This window comes from Vibrio navarrensis, from assembly GCF_015767675.1.
Lineage (GTDB): Bacteria > Pseudomonadota > Gammaproteobacteria > Enterobacterales > Vibrionaceae > Vibrio.
This window is the reverse complement of the sequence record NZ_CP065217.1, coordinates 2,067,080-2,083,581: the sequence shown is the minus strand read 5'-3', so window position 1 is coordinate 2,083,581 and position 16,502 is coordinate 2,067,080. Positions and strand designations below refer to the sequence as shown.

The following is a 16,502-nucleotide window of genomic DNA, read 5'->3' as shown; positions in this document are numbered from 1 at the left end:
CATTTCTCCCATCATGCAAAGCCTCGCCCTTAACTGGTCGGGGCTTTTTTATTTGGCGAAATTTGGGTGCAAAAGATGAAAGTGCAAAAGGAACACATCCTTAACTTGGTTGACCAGCTTGAATTCAAGTTTGCTCGAGTTGAGAACACAACGGTAACAGGATGTTGGGCTTTTCTGCCCAATGGTTTTCAAGTGGCTTACGGCGAATCAGCTTGTGTCGATCCGGAAAACTACAAATGGGAAGACGGCTGCAAGTACGCGAAAGAGCGTTGCGTACAGTCGGCAGTTAACAAACTATGGGAGCTTGAAGGCTACTTGCTGAAAGTGACGGGCAAAACGAGTGATCGCTTTGGCGATCCAAGTACCGGAAATGCCTGTGCAAATACTAACAAACCAAAACCTCATGCCGTTTTGAATGAATTCAAGGTTTATCAGGGCAAGGCCATAGAGCGCATTGCCTATGAAGTGAAACCAGATGAAGTAATTATCCCACTCAAACAAGCAGAATCAGGTGGTCCATGCTTGAGTGAGATTGCGATTGGTGGTGAGCGCTACCAGTTTGCCCATTTCGAGCCTGTTAATGCTGGCGACTTCGTTTGCTTCTTGGATGAGAAAGATATCTACCACGTTCGCCGCAGTGTTTTCGAACAGCGAAACTACATCTAATGCTCAAACTCGAATGCTACACAGAACCGATGGCTCAAGGGCTATCGGTTTTTTTATGCGACCAAGGTTTTCGCTCAGTGCCTATTGGCAAGGCTGTGATCACCGACTACCCAGAGCAAGACGCCCAACTTCTTACATGCGCTTGCATTAAAACCGCTCAACCCACCGAATTTGATATTGCTTGCCTGAGCTCGTAAGCATTTTTTAACAGAGTGCTTACGCGCACAGACAGCGATACGTCTACACAGGAGAAGTACAAATGGGAATCAATCTAGACAATTTAACTGGTAGTGAAACCCCCGAAGAGCTTGAAGCCTTGCTTGATAGCATTGATGGCGTGTTGGATGACGATCCAGAGCATGACGACGATGAACCCATTGAGCTTGGTGACACGACTCTGGATGGTAGCTCGGATACTGACATTGCCGATAGTGATGCTGCGGACTCGGCACCCGCACAAGTTAAAGAGCAGCAGGTAGCGGAACAAAAGCCAATTGGCATTGTAGCGAAAGATGGTGAGCACGTTATCCCTTACGAAACGCTTGAGCGTGAACGTGAGACTAACAAGCAACTGAAAGCTAAGCTCGAAGAGCTTGAAAAAGATCGTGAAAAGCTTAGCCAGAATGAGCGCTTACTTGAAATTCGCAATAAGCAGTTGGAAAAGCTCGGCGTTGAACCTGAGGACTTACCAGAGAACTTGTCAATTTCCGATGAACAGCTTGACGCTCTAATGGATGACTATCCAGAGATTGGTAAAATCTTGAAGGTCGTCGTTGCGAAAACCAATGGTGCGGCGAAGCAAGCCGATACATCGCCACAGGAAACACAGAAACCTAACGTTGACCCCATCTTTGAAGCGCTTCAAGGGAATGCTGATCTATCTTCTTGGCGCGAGAAAGGTGGAGAGCAATGGCAAAAGGCGTGTGAGATTGATGACCGTTTAAGTGCCGATCCAAATTGGGCAAACAAGCCACTGGCAGAGCGCTTTGCCGAAGTGGTTAATCTGACCAAAGCCGAAATGTCGGTGCCAGAACCTGCGCCTGCGTCGCAGATCACTGAGCAAGACATAAAAGCTAAAGCTGAAGAGGTGGAGAGCCAAGTGAAAAACTCTCTGCCTTCTTCGCCTAGCGCTGTTGGCTCTACTAGTAAGCATCAGCCCTCTGAGCTGGAAAAGATGGCAAACGCAGATGCCGAAGGCTTGATGGCGATGATGCAAGGTAAGAGCACAGCAGAAATTGAAGCACTACTTGAAATGGCAGGCGTGTAGACGCCGCAGCAAATAACCAACCCCGTTCGAAAGAGCGGGGTTTTTTTATGTCTGGAGTTTGACAAATGACTACCATTACCAAACAACAAGCACGGAAAATTCAAGAGGTTGGCTTATTTACCTCTACGCTTCGTGCCCGTTCTCTTGTCAATATGTTGACCGAAGAACTCCCCAAAGAAGCCATGCCAGATAAGAAAGGCATGGAGCGTCAAACCAGCTCCCACGCTCCTATTGTGCGTGTGACTGACCTTTCTAAAGGCGGCGGCGATACGGTGGATATGCAGATTGTCCATCACTTGAACAAACGTCCGACAATGGGTGATAAGAAAATTGCGGGGCGTGGTGAATCAATCGATTTCACCAGCTTCGAGCTTGGTATCAACCAAGGCCGTCACCAAGTCGATGCTGGCGGTAAAATGACGCAACAGCGTACGACTCATGATCTACGCAAGACCGCACGAACGCTGCTTGGCCCGTACTTCAACAATCTTCAAGATCAAGTGTCGATTATCCATGCTGCTGGTGCGCGTGGCGACCATTTCGCGATAGACAGCATCGTGCCGCAAGAGTCTCACGAAGAGTACGCAGAGATCATGGTAAACGATGTGTTGCCGCCAACTCATGATCGCCATTTCTTCGGCGGTGATGCCAATAGCTTCGAAGAGCTGGACGAAGCTGATGTTTTCTCTATGGAGTCGGTGGACAATTTGAACTTGTTCATTGAAGAGATGGCGAACCCGATTCAGCCAATCCGCTTTAATGGAGACGAACTGGCAGGTGATGAACCGTTCTATCTATTAAACGTAACGCCTCGTCAGTGGGATAGCTGGAAAAAAACTTCTAGCTACAAAGATTGGCAGATGTTGGTCGCATCAGCATTGAACCGAGGCCGCAATTTCAAGCATCCGGTGTTCTCTGGTGAGTGCGCGATGATGGGCAACATTCTTGTGCGTAAGTACAAAGGGATGCCGATTCGCTTCAATGCCGGTTCCACAGTCAAGGTATCGAACAACGATAAGTTGGCTACGGTTTCACAGAAAACCGCGGGGACGACTATTGATCGCGCTATGTTGATGGGCGGTCAAGCTCTAGCTACAGCGTGGGGCAAAACTCAATCGGGTAACTCTTTCTCCATCGTCGAAGAAAAAACGGACGCCGGGAACCGAACCGAAATCACTATCGGCTGGATGAATGGCGTTAAGAAAATCCGTTTCGCTGACAAAACTGGACGCGTCAACGATCACGGCATCATCGTTCTCGATACGGCGGTGAAGCTCGGCTTTTAATTAGAGGGGGCTAAGTGCCCCTTGGAGAAACAAACATGGCAATTCATGAAGCACCATCCATGCGAGACCGGATTTATGTAGGCACCCACGGCAACGTTGCATTGGCACTGGTTAATGTCCAGTTATCTGCCATTGCCGCCAATGATGAGATTCAAGTAATTGAACTTGAAATCGGCATGAAGATCACCGGATTTCGTGTAATCACCACTGGTATTGGCGCTGGCGTTACTGCTGACATCAAAGTTGGTGAAAAAGTCGTTAAAGCTGGTATTGCACTCTCTGGTGCTAAGGCAGAAAGCATTCTGATCCCTACTGAATACACAGAAAGCAAGCAGCCACTGGCACTCGTTATCAAAGGTGCTGAAGCAAACGGCACGGTAACCCTTGGCGTGGAATATCTAGCCGAAGGCTACTAACCAACCCAGTCAAAGGAAAGGCGGCATGGTCCGCCTTTTTTATTTGGAGAAAAGACATGTCAAAAGTCCAAATTGTTTACATCGGACCTAAAGAGCGTAAGCGTGACACCATCACTGGAAGTCGTCAGGTGTTCCCACGTTTAAAGCCAATTGAAGTGACCGAAGAGGCAGCGGCAATCCTACTTCGTTTTGAAAATACATTTGTTCATGTTGATAAGCTTGAAAGCAAAATCAAAGAGCAGAAAGAAGCCGAAGCCCATAAAGCAGCGTTAGAAGAAGAACGTAAAAAGCAAGCTGAGCTAGAAGCAGAACAAGCTTCGTTCTTGGTCAGCATTGGCGGTGAAGAAGTTGATATTTCTAAGTTAGCCGCTGCGAAAATTCATACGTATATCGTTGCTGCTGGTCTGGATATCAAAGGCCAGCAATCTGGTGAAAGTGCGGATGATTACCGCAAGCGTGTTCGCTCCGAGTTAAAAGGGTAAACCATGGAAACTGTCTCAGTCGATTTGTTTACGCCTAAGCTTCGCCAGCTCGTCAATGTGACTTTGCCGCCGCTTATGCACTCGGCACTGGTTCAAGCAGCGCAGGAGTTTTGCCGCGAGAGCGGTGTGGTTCGTTACTCACGAACGCTGGAAAACGTGGCGGCGGGCGATGTGATTGCCGTGGTTGGAAGCTCGGACCTGAACAGCGACTCAGGCAGTTACATTGCCAGCGAAATGATTAGCGTGACTGACGCAGAACACGCGGCACTGACTAAAGGTGAACACTACCGCCAAATGAGCCGCGATGTGATGTCGTTTATCGTTTCGAATCCGGTTGTCTACGTGCATTGCAGTGTCGAGCCTGGTGTCAACTCTAAAACCTTGCCGAAGCTGTTGCTCGATGAGTACGCGCAAGCCATTTGTTACGGTGCTGCCCATCGCCTGATGCTTCAACCCGACAGCGATTGGCATAACCCATCGCTCGGTAATGAGTACCGTCAATGGTTTGTTGAAGCGATGCGTAGCGCGAAGCGCTTTGCTTTGGAATCTGGCGAGCCGCAAGCCTTTTCTAACCCGATCCGCAAACGGGAGTTCTTCTAATGCCCATCACCGTTAAAAACCTGATTGACCGCATTTCGCGGGACTTAATCGATCTTCGCAATGTGCGTTGGTCGCGCCCTGAACTGATCGACTTCATGAATGATGCGATTGCCGCGATTGTCATTCGTCGTCCTGATTTGAGCCGTGCTACGGCGGCTGTCGCGACGTCATCGAATACGGTGGCGTTGCCCGCCGATGCGTATCAAATCCTTGCTGTGAACCACATCGATAACGTTGCCGCGACGTTTGTTAGCATCAACAAGCTTAATCAGCTCTATCCAGAATGGCGCACGACGGTTGGCGCACCGGTATGCTGGACGCGCAATGAGCTCGATGAAACCACACTGTTTCTATATCCAGCGCCACAAGAGCAAGTGAATGTGGAGGTGGTCTACTCCCGCACACTAAAAGTCACAGATGAAAGTGCGGCGTTTCCGCTCTCAGAAGTCTATGAAGGCGTTGTCGCTGACTTTGTGATGTATCGCGCCTACAACAAAGATTCGTTAAATCCGGCAGAAGGGCAGAAGGCACAGCTTCACTTGCAAGCGTTTGCCACGGCGCTTGGTGATAAAACCGCCACGGATAACGCCAAAGCACAAATGATTAACCAAAGTGAAGGGGCGCGGTAATGAGTCAAGAGCTGGTAAATAGCGTTAACAAGCTGACAGATGAGACGTCGGCACTACTCCAAGAGTATGTGAAGGGCAACACCGTGCTGCAAAACAGCGCCAGTGATGCGGCCAGCTCTGCCGCCGCTGCCAAAGCGTCGGAAACAAATTCAGTCAACCAGGCGAATATTGCCACCCAAAAAGCCGCCGAAGCCAAGATATCCGAACAAAACGCTGCTGCTATCGTCACCGGAGGGACCGCAACGATTGATCCTTTACCGGGCAAAATTCCGCTGGCGAATTCACAGGGTAAGATTAGTTCAGGCTGGCTTACTGCGCTTGCGTTCGCCCGTACTAAAGCAGACATGGACGCAATGAGAGCGTCGGTTAATCGTCAGTGCGCGGCGAGTGGGATGATTCATGCGGGTAAACACCTAGACAGCTCCAACTGGGGGCCGATCAATGAGGGGATGTTTGCCATAAAAGCTATATCAGCTAGTGCATCCGCAAACCTAATCTACCTAGGTAGGGTAGCGTCTGCTTCTGGGTCTAGTGATACAAATGAAGCTATGTTTAATATTGCAGGGTTTCCAGTCTCACTTATTGGGGTTAACACGGCTTCAACCAAACAGGCAAGTATCAAATTCCCCCAAGCCCCAGACGGCACCGATATCTACGACAGTTCTGGCAACTGCCGTGGTACGGGCAAGCCTACGCTGAACCTGCTAACCGAAGTTGACCCTAAGTATGGGGATGTCGCGCCGAATGTAAACGAGGCGGTGGCGAGGGCGTTTGAGGGTGCAGCCAAGAACGCTGATTTGCGTAATGGTTTAGATGGTTGGTCTAAGAGTTCTGGTACGACACTATCCGATATTGGTAATAAGGTTATCGGTGTAGAGGGCGATAGCGTGTGGGGTAGCGCAAGAGCTAACCAAGTTCTTAAAGCTGGCGTTAAATATGAAATCTCGTTTGAGTTACTGGATACTGGGGAGGTTGTCGGGGCAGGCATTTCTTCTTATGGTGGCATTACAGACCTACAGCCAAGTACAAGCAGTAGCAACACTTACTTCTACCCTTATATAGCGGGATCTTACGTATGTACTTTTACTGCCACTGAGGGCGCGTATATTAGTCTAATAGTAAAAGACGCACTCAAGGTTGCTCATTTCAGACTTAATTACATCCGCCCAATCACAGAAGAAGTCGTCACCGAACGCGTAGACCTCTCCGGTCTCGAAGGCTACTTAGAAGAAATCACGCCAGCCAAACCGTACATCTACCCATACGGCGGCATTAACAACCAAGCAACCAGTGTTGACGGCATTGCTACCACAGTCGATAACGTTCGACCAATCACTTACTTCGCCAACTTCGACGGTGATACAACGTCTCGTGGCCGTGGTTGGAATTTGAACGATTTAACCGATGCGCAACTGCTGACGATTTTGCAGAACCCGTACCATCATGTTTATGTGATTGATGGGAAGTTGGTGCAGTTCAGAGTTCGCCCAAGAACGATTGCAGGTGCGGGGAATGGGGATTGGATTGGGGTTGATTCAACAAATGGCGGCATACTGGCTTTCTCGATAAATGGGCCTGTCCTTAGAGTCATCCCTCAAGGGTTACTGGATACCGCCCCTAAAGTTGGGACTAGCAGCTTTTACTATTACGCCACTGGCCACTATAACAATTGGAATAAGGTTAGGGGGGCTTACACCTGTACCAGTACGGGAGGGGATCCAGTTGAAGGTGTAGCCGCAGACGGCGAATGCTACTTCTACGTCTTAGCCACTGTGCTTAGACTCAATAAAGGGGCGTATCACCCAAGCTTTAATCCGCTTGGCTCTGGTCGATTTCACGATAAAACAGGTGATATTAATAACGGGTGGCTTTGGTATGGTTCTTCTGCTTACGCCCCGTCTTCTCGGGCGGAGTGTTTTAAGTTTGTCACTGCAAATAGCGGCAATGGTAGTATTTCTGGAAATAACTCAGGCCGACCAGACGGGAAATTCTACGACGCAATCTACCCCGACGGCGTAGGCGGTGTGATTGACCGCAGACTGTCGGCTTTTCCCGTCACAATGGAAGACTATTTCAAAGCGATTGCGAAGGCTGAGAACGGCACGATGCGGGGTATGGAGAAGCTGGTTTGGACTAAGGTTGGAACAGTTACACATACAGGAAACGCTGTTTACAGTGATGGCTACACAAAGCTAGTTGCCGCAGGGCAAGTCTGGTCAGCAGAATTTTCAGACTGGTATGGTTTTGCTATTTCTGCCGGAGACGCCAGTTTACCTAATAGTTACATAATTGCGTCAGATGGAAGTGTATACCCGCTTGGGGTCATTACCCCCCTCGCTTTAGGTGGTGTTTGTTACATCTCAAGAGAAGCTGGCAACGTGGTGTCTAAATTCCCTGCTGGGACGTATCACGTTGTTGTTTCTAGAGATATAGGCCCGTCAGTCTCCGGCAACTTCCTGCAAACCGACGTCTCCGGCCATCCCGCAAATATCCTGCAAGTTGAGGCGTTGAAAGATGGGTGGTTGGGTAGTTGGATTCCTCAGATTCCTGATGGCACTAGCAAGAAATACCTCGTGACGAGGAAGGCATTATCTGACCCTACAGGGTTGCTCAGTAATAACTTTGGCAGCACTTGGGGGTCGTTTACTCCGTCATTTTCAAGCGGCACTAATGACTTTACCTTTACTACAACTAGTGGCGTATTAATACTAAACTACACTGCCGCTTCGAAAGTGACCAAGCCGTCAGCGGCTTTGCCAGTTTATGGTGGTAGGGCTGGTCTAGGCGATGTTTTAGCTACTATGTCTAGAAGCTTACAGTCTGGAGTTTTGCTAACTGAGAGTATTTTGGGTAAAGCAGGTAATTACGTTAGCGTTGGAAAAACTGTGCAAAAAATCTCCATCACTCAATACTTCCTGTCGTCTGACGGTAAGATCAGTTCTGATTCAACATACGGCCAGCTCCCTTCTCACTTACCGATATCTCTAGCTACCAACCAAGCGTCTCCTACCCAAGTCGCAATCAAAATCTTACCTCATGCCGCCTCAAGAAACGGTCAAGCAACCCTTGGTTTTGTTTGGAATGAGCTTAAGCATGACGGTACTAGCTGGAATGATGATGGTCAAATGCGGGTTATTGATGGCATTGGCACCTACAACAACCTTAACGGGCAATCATGCTTGTACGGCTACGCTGAACTGGCCCTGCCTATTGGCTGGGTAGACAACCACGCAAGGTTTGGGGCGCAAGTGCCAGGAGTGGATTTATGATGATTGATACAAACTACGCCTCGCTTGCTGAGGTGGATGAAAACATACGTCACTATTACGCAGAAGATACTCGCGAACGTGTGGTTGGGTATACGGAACCTAACGAGGAGGGCGAAAGCTCTCCTATCGTAGAGCCTTACATTGTGGTGGTCGTTAACCAGCCGGATAAAGTCACTTACCAAGATGTGCAGCTTCGTAAGAGTGAGCGTAAGCCTTGGGATAGCGTTATCAAGCCGGAGCTTGAAAGAGCCATTGCTTGGGAAGAGTTCAGCGTAAATCACAACCAGTACCTCGACTGGTTGTACGCCCTATCATTGTGGGAGAAAGAGCAACCTACAGAGCCAGTTTGGGATGAAGAACAGCAAGAATACATCGAGACAATTATCCCCGCGCCAGAGCGTCCGGTGGTGGATGTGGCCAAGCAGGAAGCTTTTACCCACGATTTGATGCGTGACATCGCGGCCTACCATGCTGACTTAGCGATTCAAACTCGCAAGTCTGCAACGTTCAGTGATATCGAGTACCACGGTAAGTTGTATCAGATGGGCCAAGGCAAAGATGGTTTGTTTGGCATTGATAATTTCAACAAACGCATTGCGGCGGTGGCGGCGAATCCAGATAAAGCGCAGGAGTCTATCGGCTGGATTGCCAAATCTAACGAGATAGTTTCTCTAACTTATGAAGACGTTCGCGCCATCGTTAACGCTTTTTATGACCGCGAACAAGCCATCTTCACTGCTTACAACCAGTGGCGCAGTGGCGACCGGCTCACCCCTTTTAAAGTGACTATCTAGCCACACACTAACCCCAACTCATCAAGCGGCCAACTGGCCGCTTTTTTTTGTCTTTGCAGGATGAGACAAATGCGAATTGATATCTCAACTATGAAGGGCGAGGTGCCTCGCCTTGAGCCTCATTTACTCCCTGATGACACCGCAACACTCGCGCAAGATTGCACCTTTACACGCGGCATTGTTGCGCCAATTCGCTCGGATTTAGACAAAGCGACTTTGCCAAACTCGCCCGATTCGCTGTTTCTCTACGCGCATACGCATTGGTTTACGTTCAGTCAGCCCGTTAGTGTGATTGCCAATCCGATGGCGCAAGACCCGTATCAACGCGTGTACTGGACGGGGCAAGACAAGCCCAAAGTGACCGCGCAAGACATCGCCACCGGTGCGGGCACCATGCCTGCCGCTTGGTATGACCTTGGTGTACCCAGACCAAGCAGCAAGCCGATTGTGACCAGCGTGAGCGTTGCGACGGGTGAAGAGCCGCCAGAAGGCGAGCTGCCCGCTTACGACGATGAAGATCGTCTTTACATCCAAACCTATGTCACGCGCTTTGGGGAAGAAGGCGCACCAGGGGAGGCCAGTGAACCCACCTTGATTGAAAAGCCTGGTTCAACGGTGACGGTCCGACTTGCCGCGCCAGGCGTGAACACGCACAACATCACGCATACCCGCTTATATCGCTCGGTGACATCCAGCGGTGAAGGGGATTATTTGCTCGTCGCGGAATTGCCAATTAGCCAAACGCAATACATCGATGCAGCGCGAGACGTGAATGGTCCGGCGCTAGAAACGTGGGACTACGACATGCCGGACGCGACCATGCAAGGGCTATGCGCGATGGCGAACGGTATTTGTGCAGGGTTCGCCGGTAACGAAGTGATGTTTTCCGAAGCGTATCTGCCTTATGCCTGGAGCAAATCTAATCGCGGCACCACGGATGATGACATTGTGGCGATAGCCCCGATTGAAACCTCGCTGGTTGTGGCCACAAAAGGGAAGCCGTATCTGTTTTCTGGTGTGACACCGGAAATGATCACCGGCATGCGCCTAAACGTCGAGCAAGCGTGTGTCAGTGCACAATCGCTTGTGGTGATAAACGGCATGGCGCTTTATGCCTCACCGGATGGCTTGGTTGCTATCTCGACATCGAGCGCAGTGGTGGTGACGGAAGGGCTCATCGACCGTGATAGCTGGCAAAGCTTCAAGCCAGAAACCATCAAAGCATGGGCCAATGAAGGGCAGTATATCGCGCAGTATGACGGCGGCGCGTTCATCTTTGACCCAAGCACACAAAGCTTTACCCGCTTGTCTGCCTCTTGGGATGCGGCTTATCACTACCTGAACGAAGACACCCTGTTTATTGCCAATGGCACCGCGTTAAAAGCTTGGCGTCGCGGCGCAGCACTGGTGCCGATGGCTTGGCAAAGCAAAACCTTTCTTATCGCGCAAAACGCCTCGTTAACTTGCGCTCGCATCCAAGCGGAATTCCCGCAGGAGTTGAGTGTGACGTTTATTGCTGACGGTGAAGTGATTTTCACTTTGGCGGCTGGCGAACTTAACCATGATCCTTTTCGCTTGCCGCCGGTACGCGCTGCCAAATGGCAAGTGCGCATTGAGGGGCCGAGCAAAGTAGAGCGGATCTTGTTAGCCGATTCTTTGTCGGAGCTGTACTAATGGCTAAGAAATCTCCTTTTCGGGCGGGACGCTCGCTCGATGTCTTATATGAAAACGTAGAAATTCTCACAGGACAACGCGGGAACGGGCTGTATAAAGCCGTGACCGAGAAAGACGTCGCCGCGATTAAGGGCACGGTGAATAAGATTGTCGTTGGCAGTAACTCCGGCGGCAGTGGTGGTGACATTGTTGAAGTGCCTCACGCCCCGCAAAACGTGCAAGCGTTCGGGGGCTTTTCGGCCATCTTAGTGCAATGGGATAACCCTACGTTCAAAGGCTATGCCTATGCCGAAGTGTGGCGTTCGACAGAGAATAATCTGTCTCAAGCGGTGCAGATTGCCACCACGCCCGCCAACGTGTTTTCCGATGTGGTGAATACCGGTAGTACGTTTTACTACTGGATCCGCTTTATCAATAAGAACAACATCGCGGGACCGTATCAGGATGTGAACGGCGTTCTAGCGCAGACTTCGCCGGACATTGGCGACATCATTGATGAACTGGCGGAGCAGCTTAGAAACTCTGAGGTGTTTAAGGCGCTGCAAAGCGATATCGACACCAAAGCAACCAAGGCGCAGCTCTACCAGGCAAACGCCGACATTGCCAAAGCGCAGCAGGATTTAGCGCAAGCCAAGGCCGATCTCGAACAAGTAGACGCGACGCTGCAAGCTGGTATCGATGACGCAAATCTAGCATTGGTCCAAGCAAAGTCAGACCTCGAACAGGCGGACGCGACGCTGCAAGCCGGTATCGATGATGCGAACCAAGCATTGGTCCAAGCCAAAGCCGATCTGGAATTGGCAAATGATGCGTTGCAAACGAGCCTTGACCAGACGCGGCAAGAGCTCAGTACGGCGAAGGCGGAGTTATCTCAAGCCGACGCGACACTGCAAGCCGGAATTGACCAGACGCGGCAAGAGATAAACGCAGCCAAAAATGAACTACAACAAGCCGACGCCACTCTATCGCAAGCGATAGACGCGACGAACAGCGCTCTGTCAGAGGCGAAAGCGGCACTATTTCAAGCTGATGTCGATTTAGATCTGGCGCTCACCAATGCCAAAGCCGCCATCGATGGCGAGCTGGCGCGAATTGAGGCCGAGTACCAATCGGCAGATGCCAGCGCGTATGCCAACGTAAAGCAGCTTGAAAAGGTACTGGCAGACACAAGCAAAGTGCTCGCGATGCAAGTGTCACAGCTTAACGCCGCCTACACGACGCAAAACACCGCGCAAGCCGCCGAAACGTCCGCACAAATTACCGAGGCCAAACGCGTACTGGCCGAAGCCGATCATGCCTTAGCGGAGGTCGTCACGGGCCTTGAAGCGGCGATGAAAGCGGGTGACGTCGAGATTAACGCCAAGCTGACGACGCTTGAACAAACGGTAGTCAGTGAAAACGAGGCGCTGTCACAACGAGTCACCGAGCTTGATACCGCGTATAAAGCGGCAGACGCAGAAACCAATGCCAGCTTGTCGTCTCTGGAACAAACGGTCAGTGATAATGAGCAGGCGATGAGTCAACGCGTCGATGCGTTAGACAGTGCTTATAAGGCCGCAGACGCCGAAACCAACGCCACGTTAACGACGCTCAGTAAAACCGTGTCGGATAACAACAGTGCGCTTGCCGAGCAGATCAGCTCGCTCGATACCGCATATAAAGCCGCAGATGCAGCGACGAACGCGACTGTAACCACGTTAGCCAAGAGCGTTAGCGATGGTGATTCGGCACTCAGCGAACGGATAGATTCGCTCGATGTGGCGTACAAAGCCGCCGATGCTGCGACCAACGCCAACTTGTCTAGCTTGGAACAAACGGTCGCTGACGAGACGCAAGCGCTCGCGCAGCAGATTAGCTCACTCGATACCGCATACAAAGCGGCAGACGCGCAAACCAATGCGTCGCTCGATACGTTGTCGAAAAGTGTATCCGATGGCGATAGCGCGCTGGCGCAGCAAATCAGTAATCTCGATACGGCTTATAAGGCCGCCGACGCCGAAACAAACGCCACGTTAACGACGTTAAGTAAAACCGTGTCGGATAACAACAGTGCGCTTGCCGAGCAGATCAGCTCACTCGATACCGCATACAAAGCCGCAGATGCAGCGACGAACGCGACCGTAACCACTTTGGCTAAGAGCGTGAGTGATGGCGATTCGGCACTGAGTGAGCGGATAGATTCGCTCGATGTCGCTTACAAAGCCGCCGATGCTGCGACCAATGCCAACTTGTCTAGCCTGGAACAAACGGTCGCTGATGAGACACAAGCGCTCGCGCAGCAAATCAACAGCCTCGATAGCGCTTACAAAGCAGCGGACGCGGCCACGAATGCGTCTCTCGATACGTTGTCGCAAACTGTCTCTGATGGCGACAGCGCACTGGCGCAGCAGATCAACAATCTCGATACGGCTTATAAGGCCGCAGACGCCGAAACCAACGCCACGTTAACGACGCTTAGTAAAACGGTGTCGGATAACAACAGTGCGCTTGCCGAGCAGATCAGCTCGCTCGATACCGCATACAAAGCAGCGGACGCAGCGACCAACGCGACCGTAACTACTTTGGCTAAGAGCGTGAGTGATGGCGATTCCGCACTCAGTGAGCGGATAGATTCGCTCGATGTGGCCTACAAAGCCGCCGATGCTGCGACGAATGCCAATTTATCTAGCTTGGGACAAACGGTCGCTGATGAGACACAAGCGCTCGCGCAGCAGATCAGCTCACTCGATACCGCATACAAAGCGGCAGACGCGGCGACGAATGCGTCGCTCGATACGTTGTCGCAAACTGTCTCTGATGGCGATAGCGCTCTGGCGCAGCAAATCAGTAATCTCGATACGGCTTATAAAGCCGCAGACGCCGAAACCAACGCCACGTTAACGACGTTAAGTAAAACGGTGTCGGATAACAACAGTGCGCTTGCCGAGCAGATCAGCTCGCTCGATACGGCATACAAAGCAGCGGACGCAGCGACCAACGCGACCGTAACCACTTTGGCCAAGAGCGTGAGCGATGGTGATTCGGCACTCAGTGAGCGGATAGATTCGCTCGATGTGGCGTACAAAACCGCCGATGCTGCGACCAACGCCAACCTGTCTAGCTTGGAACAAACGGTCGCTGACGAGACGCAAGCGCTCGCGCAGCAAATCACCAATCTCGATGCGGTCTATAAAGCCGCCGATGTCGCGACCAATGCCGCCCTGTCCGAACTTGAGCAAGTGACTAGCAGCACTGACCAAGCCCTTTCGCAGCAGATCACTGATATGGGCGCGAGTGTTGAAGCGGGGGATGCCAAGAACTTGGCTATGCTGCAAGCGCTCAATCAAACCGTGGCAAATGCGGCCAAGGTGATGGCGATGCAGATCCAGCAGCTGAACGCGGCGTATGGTGCGGTGAGCGAGGGGGAGACGGCAGTAAGCGACGCGAAGTTTACCGAGTCGCGCAAGGCGCTTGCTGACGCTGAAAAGGCGTTGGTCGAGCAAATCACCGCGCTTGAATCGACGTTTAACAGCGAATTGGGGCAAACCAATGCCAATCTTTCTAACTTGGAACAGACGGTCGCTGATGAGACACAAGCGCTCGCGCAGCAGCTCACACAGATAGACGCGGCTTATAAAGCGGCAGACAGCCAAACCAATGCTAATTTGGGCTCGCTTGAACAGGCGGTCACGGTGGCAGGGCAAGCGTTAAGCCAGCGTTTAGATAATATGGATGCAGCTTATAAAGCGGCAGACGCGGCCACGAATGCGAACCTATCTACTTTAGAGCAAACCGTCTCCGATGGTGACAGTGCGCTGTCTCAGCGTCTCGATACCATGAGTACCGAGTACAAGGCCGCAGACAGCCAAACCAACGCTAATTTATCTTCCTTGGCACAAACGGTCAGCAGTAATAACCAGGCTATGAGTCAGCGTGTTGATGCCATAGACAGCGCTTACAAAGCGGCAGACGCGCAAACCAATGCGTCGATCACGGCATTAGAGCAAACGGTCGCTGATGAGACGCAAGCGCTCGCACAGCAAATTACAGGGATAGATTCTGCCTATAAAGCAGCAGATGCGGCGACAAACGCCAGCTTGACCTCTTTGCAGCAGACAGTCGCCAGCAACAACTCGTCCATGAGCCAGCGTGTGGATACCGTGGAAGCAACGGCGAATCAAAAGGGAGACGAGGCAAAAGCCGCCGCTCAAACCAACTCGCAGGCCATTGCGAGCATCAATCAAGATGGCAGTGAAGCATTCAAAGCGCTATGGAGCACAAAAGTACAAGCGGGCGACATTACAGCAGGCATTGGTATCGTTGCAAAATCCGACGGCACGAGCCAAGTGGCCGTGAGCGCGAGTCAGTTTTTTGTATTCGATCCGAACAACCCCGAAGTGATTACGCCGACCTTTGCGATTGACCAAGGCAAGGTGGTTATCCCAACGGCGATGATCGAGAAGGCGACCATTCAAATTCTTAACGCGCAGGAACTCACTGCTGATTTTGTGCGAGCGGGGGTTAAGATTGTCACCCCGTTAATTGAAGGGGGGAGCATTACAGGGACGGAGATAAAAATTGGCCCAGGTGGACCATTTTCAGGCTACAACTATTACGTGAATGCACAAGGCAATGCTTGGATTAAAGGGCATATTCAAGCAACCAGTGGGACATTAGATAATGTAACGATTGAAGAGAACTGTGAAATAAAAGGGAAGTTGACAGCGGGACAAATTATCGGCGATGTGGCTAAACCAATTATTGTAAACCTGACTGAAGAGCTTAGTGTTAAAGTTGATCGAGGCGCTACTGAGTACCTGTATCTTGCGAGTGAAATAGATCTTGGTTTAGCTGAATGGCCTAGATTCCTAATCATTCCTGCTGGGGTGATGTATGAGGATACCTCATCGGCTGGCGATTTTCTGGAAGTCCTTCTGAATGAACAAGTCGTGTACGAATATTCGCCTAGCAATACCCAATTAGTAGATGCGAAATACTCGACATTTGCTAATGCGATTTATCTTGCTCCGAATCAATCATTTTCCCTCTCAATACGAAAAAAAACGTACCTATCTGCAAGTAGCAACGCTGTTTACGTTTTTAGCTATTTGAGAAGGACCGGTCTAGTTCTTTGGACGACAAAAGCATAGTGACTGTGTATGGAGTTCAAACGATGTCTATCGAGGTTAGGGTGGCTTATATTTCTTATTGAGCCGCAAAACATTGCGCTCGACAATGATAAAACTTACCTTATTCAAATTCCTCTTCCGAGTGGTAACTGGCATCGAGAAGAGATCCCTGGCACAACGACACGGAATATGACGCAATACTTAATTGAATTGGGTTTTTGAATGGTTTGCCAACCTTATTGTAAGTGGAGAGACAAGCTACTCCCCATCATAAAGAAAACCGCCGAGAAGAATCGGCATCCGTTCGCAGA

At 50.7% G+C, this 16,502-nt stretch carries 11 protein-coding genes; all 11 read left to right on the top strand.

The window, feature by feature from the left end:
- The first annotated feature begins 75 nt into the window (after positions 1 to 75).
- The 11 genes from I3X05_RS09955 (at position 76) to I3X05_RS09905 (ending at position 16,212) form a co-directional block, all read left to right on the top strand.
- Positions 76 to 666 carry a Gp49 family protein gene (locus I3X05_RS09955; protein WP_337970677.1) on the top strand — a complete coding sequence of 197 codons (591 nt, stop codon included), beginning with the start codon at positions 76 to 78 and terminating at the stop codon, positions 664 to 666.
- Positions 667 to 925: 259 nt separating this feature from the next.
- A complete protein-coding gene (locus I3X05_RS09950; RefSeq protein WP_045571865.1) occupies positions 926 to 1,933 on the top strand; it encodes a hypothetical protein in 1,008 nt (335 codons plus the stop codon).
- Between the two features lie 65 nt (positions 1,934 to 1,998).
- A complete protein-coding gene (locus I3X05_RS09945; protein WP_045571864.1) occupies positions 1,999 to 3,219 on the top strand; it encodes a N4-gp56 family major capsid protein in 1,221 nt (406 codons plus the stop codon).
- Positions 3,220 to 3,254: 35 nt separating this feature from the next.
- On the top strand, positions 3,255 to 3,635 hold the full coding sequence (locus tag I3X05_RS09940) for a hypothetical protein (protein ID WP_045571863.1): 381 nt from the start codon (positions 3,255 to 3,257) through the stop codon (positions 3,633 to 3,635).
- Between the two features lie 56 nt (positions 3,636 to 3,691).
- Complete coding sequence (locus I3X05_RS09935; RefSeq protein WP_045571862.1) at positions 3,692 to 4,117, top strand: hypothetical protein; 426 nt, start codon at positions 3,692 to 3,694, stop codon at positions 4,115 to 4,117.
- Between the two features lie 3 nt (positions 4,118 to 4,120).
- The gene (locus tag I3X05_RS09930; protein ID WP_045571861.1) at positions 4,121 to 4,717 is read left to right on the top strand and encodes a hypothetical protein; all 597 of its coding nucleotides are present in this window, start codon (positions 4,121 to 4,123) and stop codon (positions 4,715 to 4,717) included.
- Positions 4,717 to 5,346 (top strand): DUF6682 family protein, encoded by a 630-nt coding sequence (locus I3X05_RS09925; RefSeq protein ID WP_045571860.1) that lies wholly within the window; start codon positions 4,717 to 4,719, stop codon positions 5,344 to 5,346. The genes I3X05_RS09930 and I3X05_RS09925 overlap by 1 nt, the downstream gene beginning before the upstream one ends.
- Entirely contained in the window at positions 5,346 to 8,615 is a 3,270-nt protein-coding gene (locus I3X05_RS09920; RefSeq protein WP_337970676.1) for a hypothetical protein, read from the top strand. The genes I3X05_RS09925 and I3X05_RS09920 overlap by 1 nt, the downstream gene beginning before the upstream one ends.
- On the top strand, positions 8,612 to 9,409 hold the full coding sequence (locus I3X05_RS09915) for a hypothetical protein (RefSeq protein ID WP_337970675.1): 798 nt from the start codon (positions 8,612 to 8,614) through the stop codon (positions 9,407 to 9,409). Before I3X05_RS09920 ends, I3X05_RS09915 begins: the two co-directional genes overlap by 4 nt.
- A 69-nt stretch (positions 9,410 to 9,478) precedes the next feature.
- Positions 9,479 to 11,083, top strand: coding sequence for a hypothetical protein (locus I3X05_RS09910; RefSeq protein WP_337970674.1), 1,605 nt, complete (start codon positions 9,479 to 9,481; stop codon positions 11,081 to 11,083).
- On the top strand, positions 11,083 to 16,212 hold the full coding sequence (locus I3X05_RS09905; RefSeq protein WP_337970673.1) for a phage tail tip protein: 5,130 nt from the start codon (positions 11,083 to 11,085) through the stop codon (positions 16,210 to 16,212). The genes I3X05_RS09910 and I3X05_RS09905 overlap by 1 nt, the downstream gene beginning before the upstream one ends.
- The last annotated feature ends 290 nt before the right edge of the window (positions 16,213 to 16,502 follow it).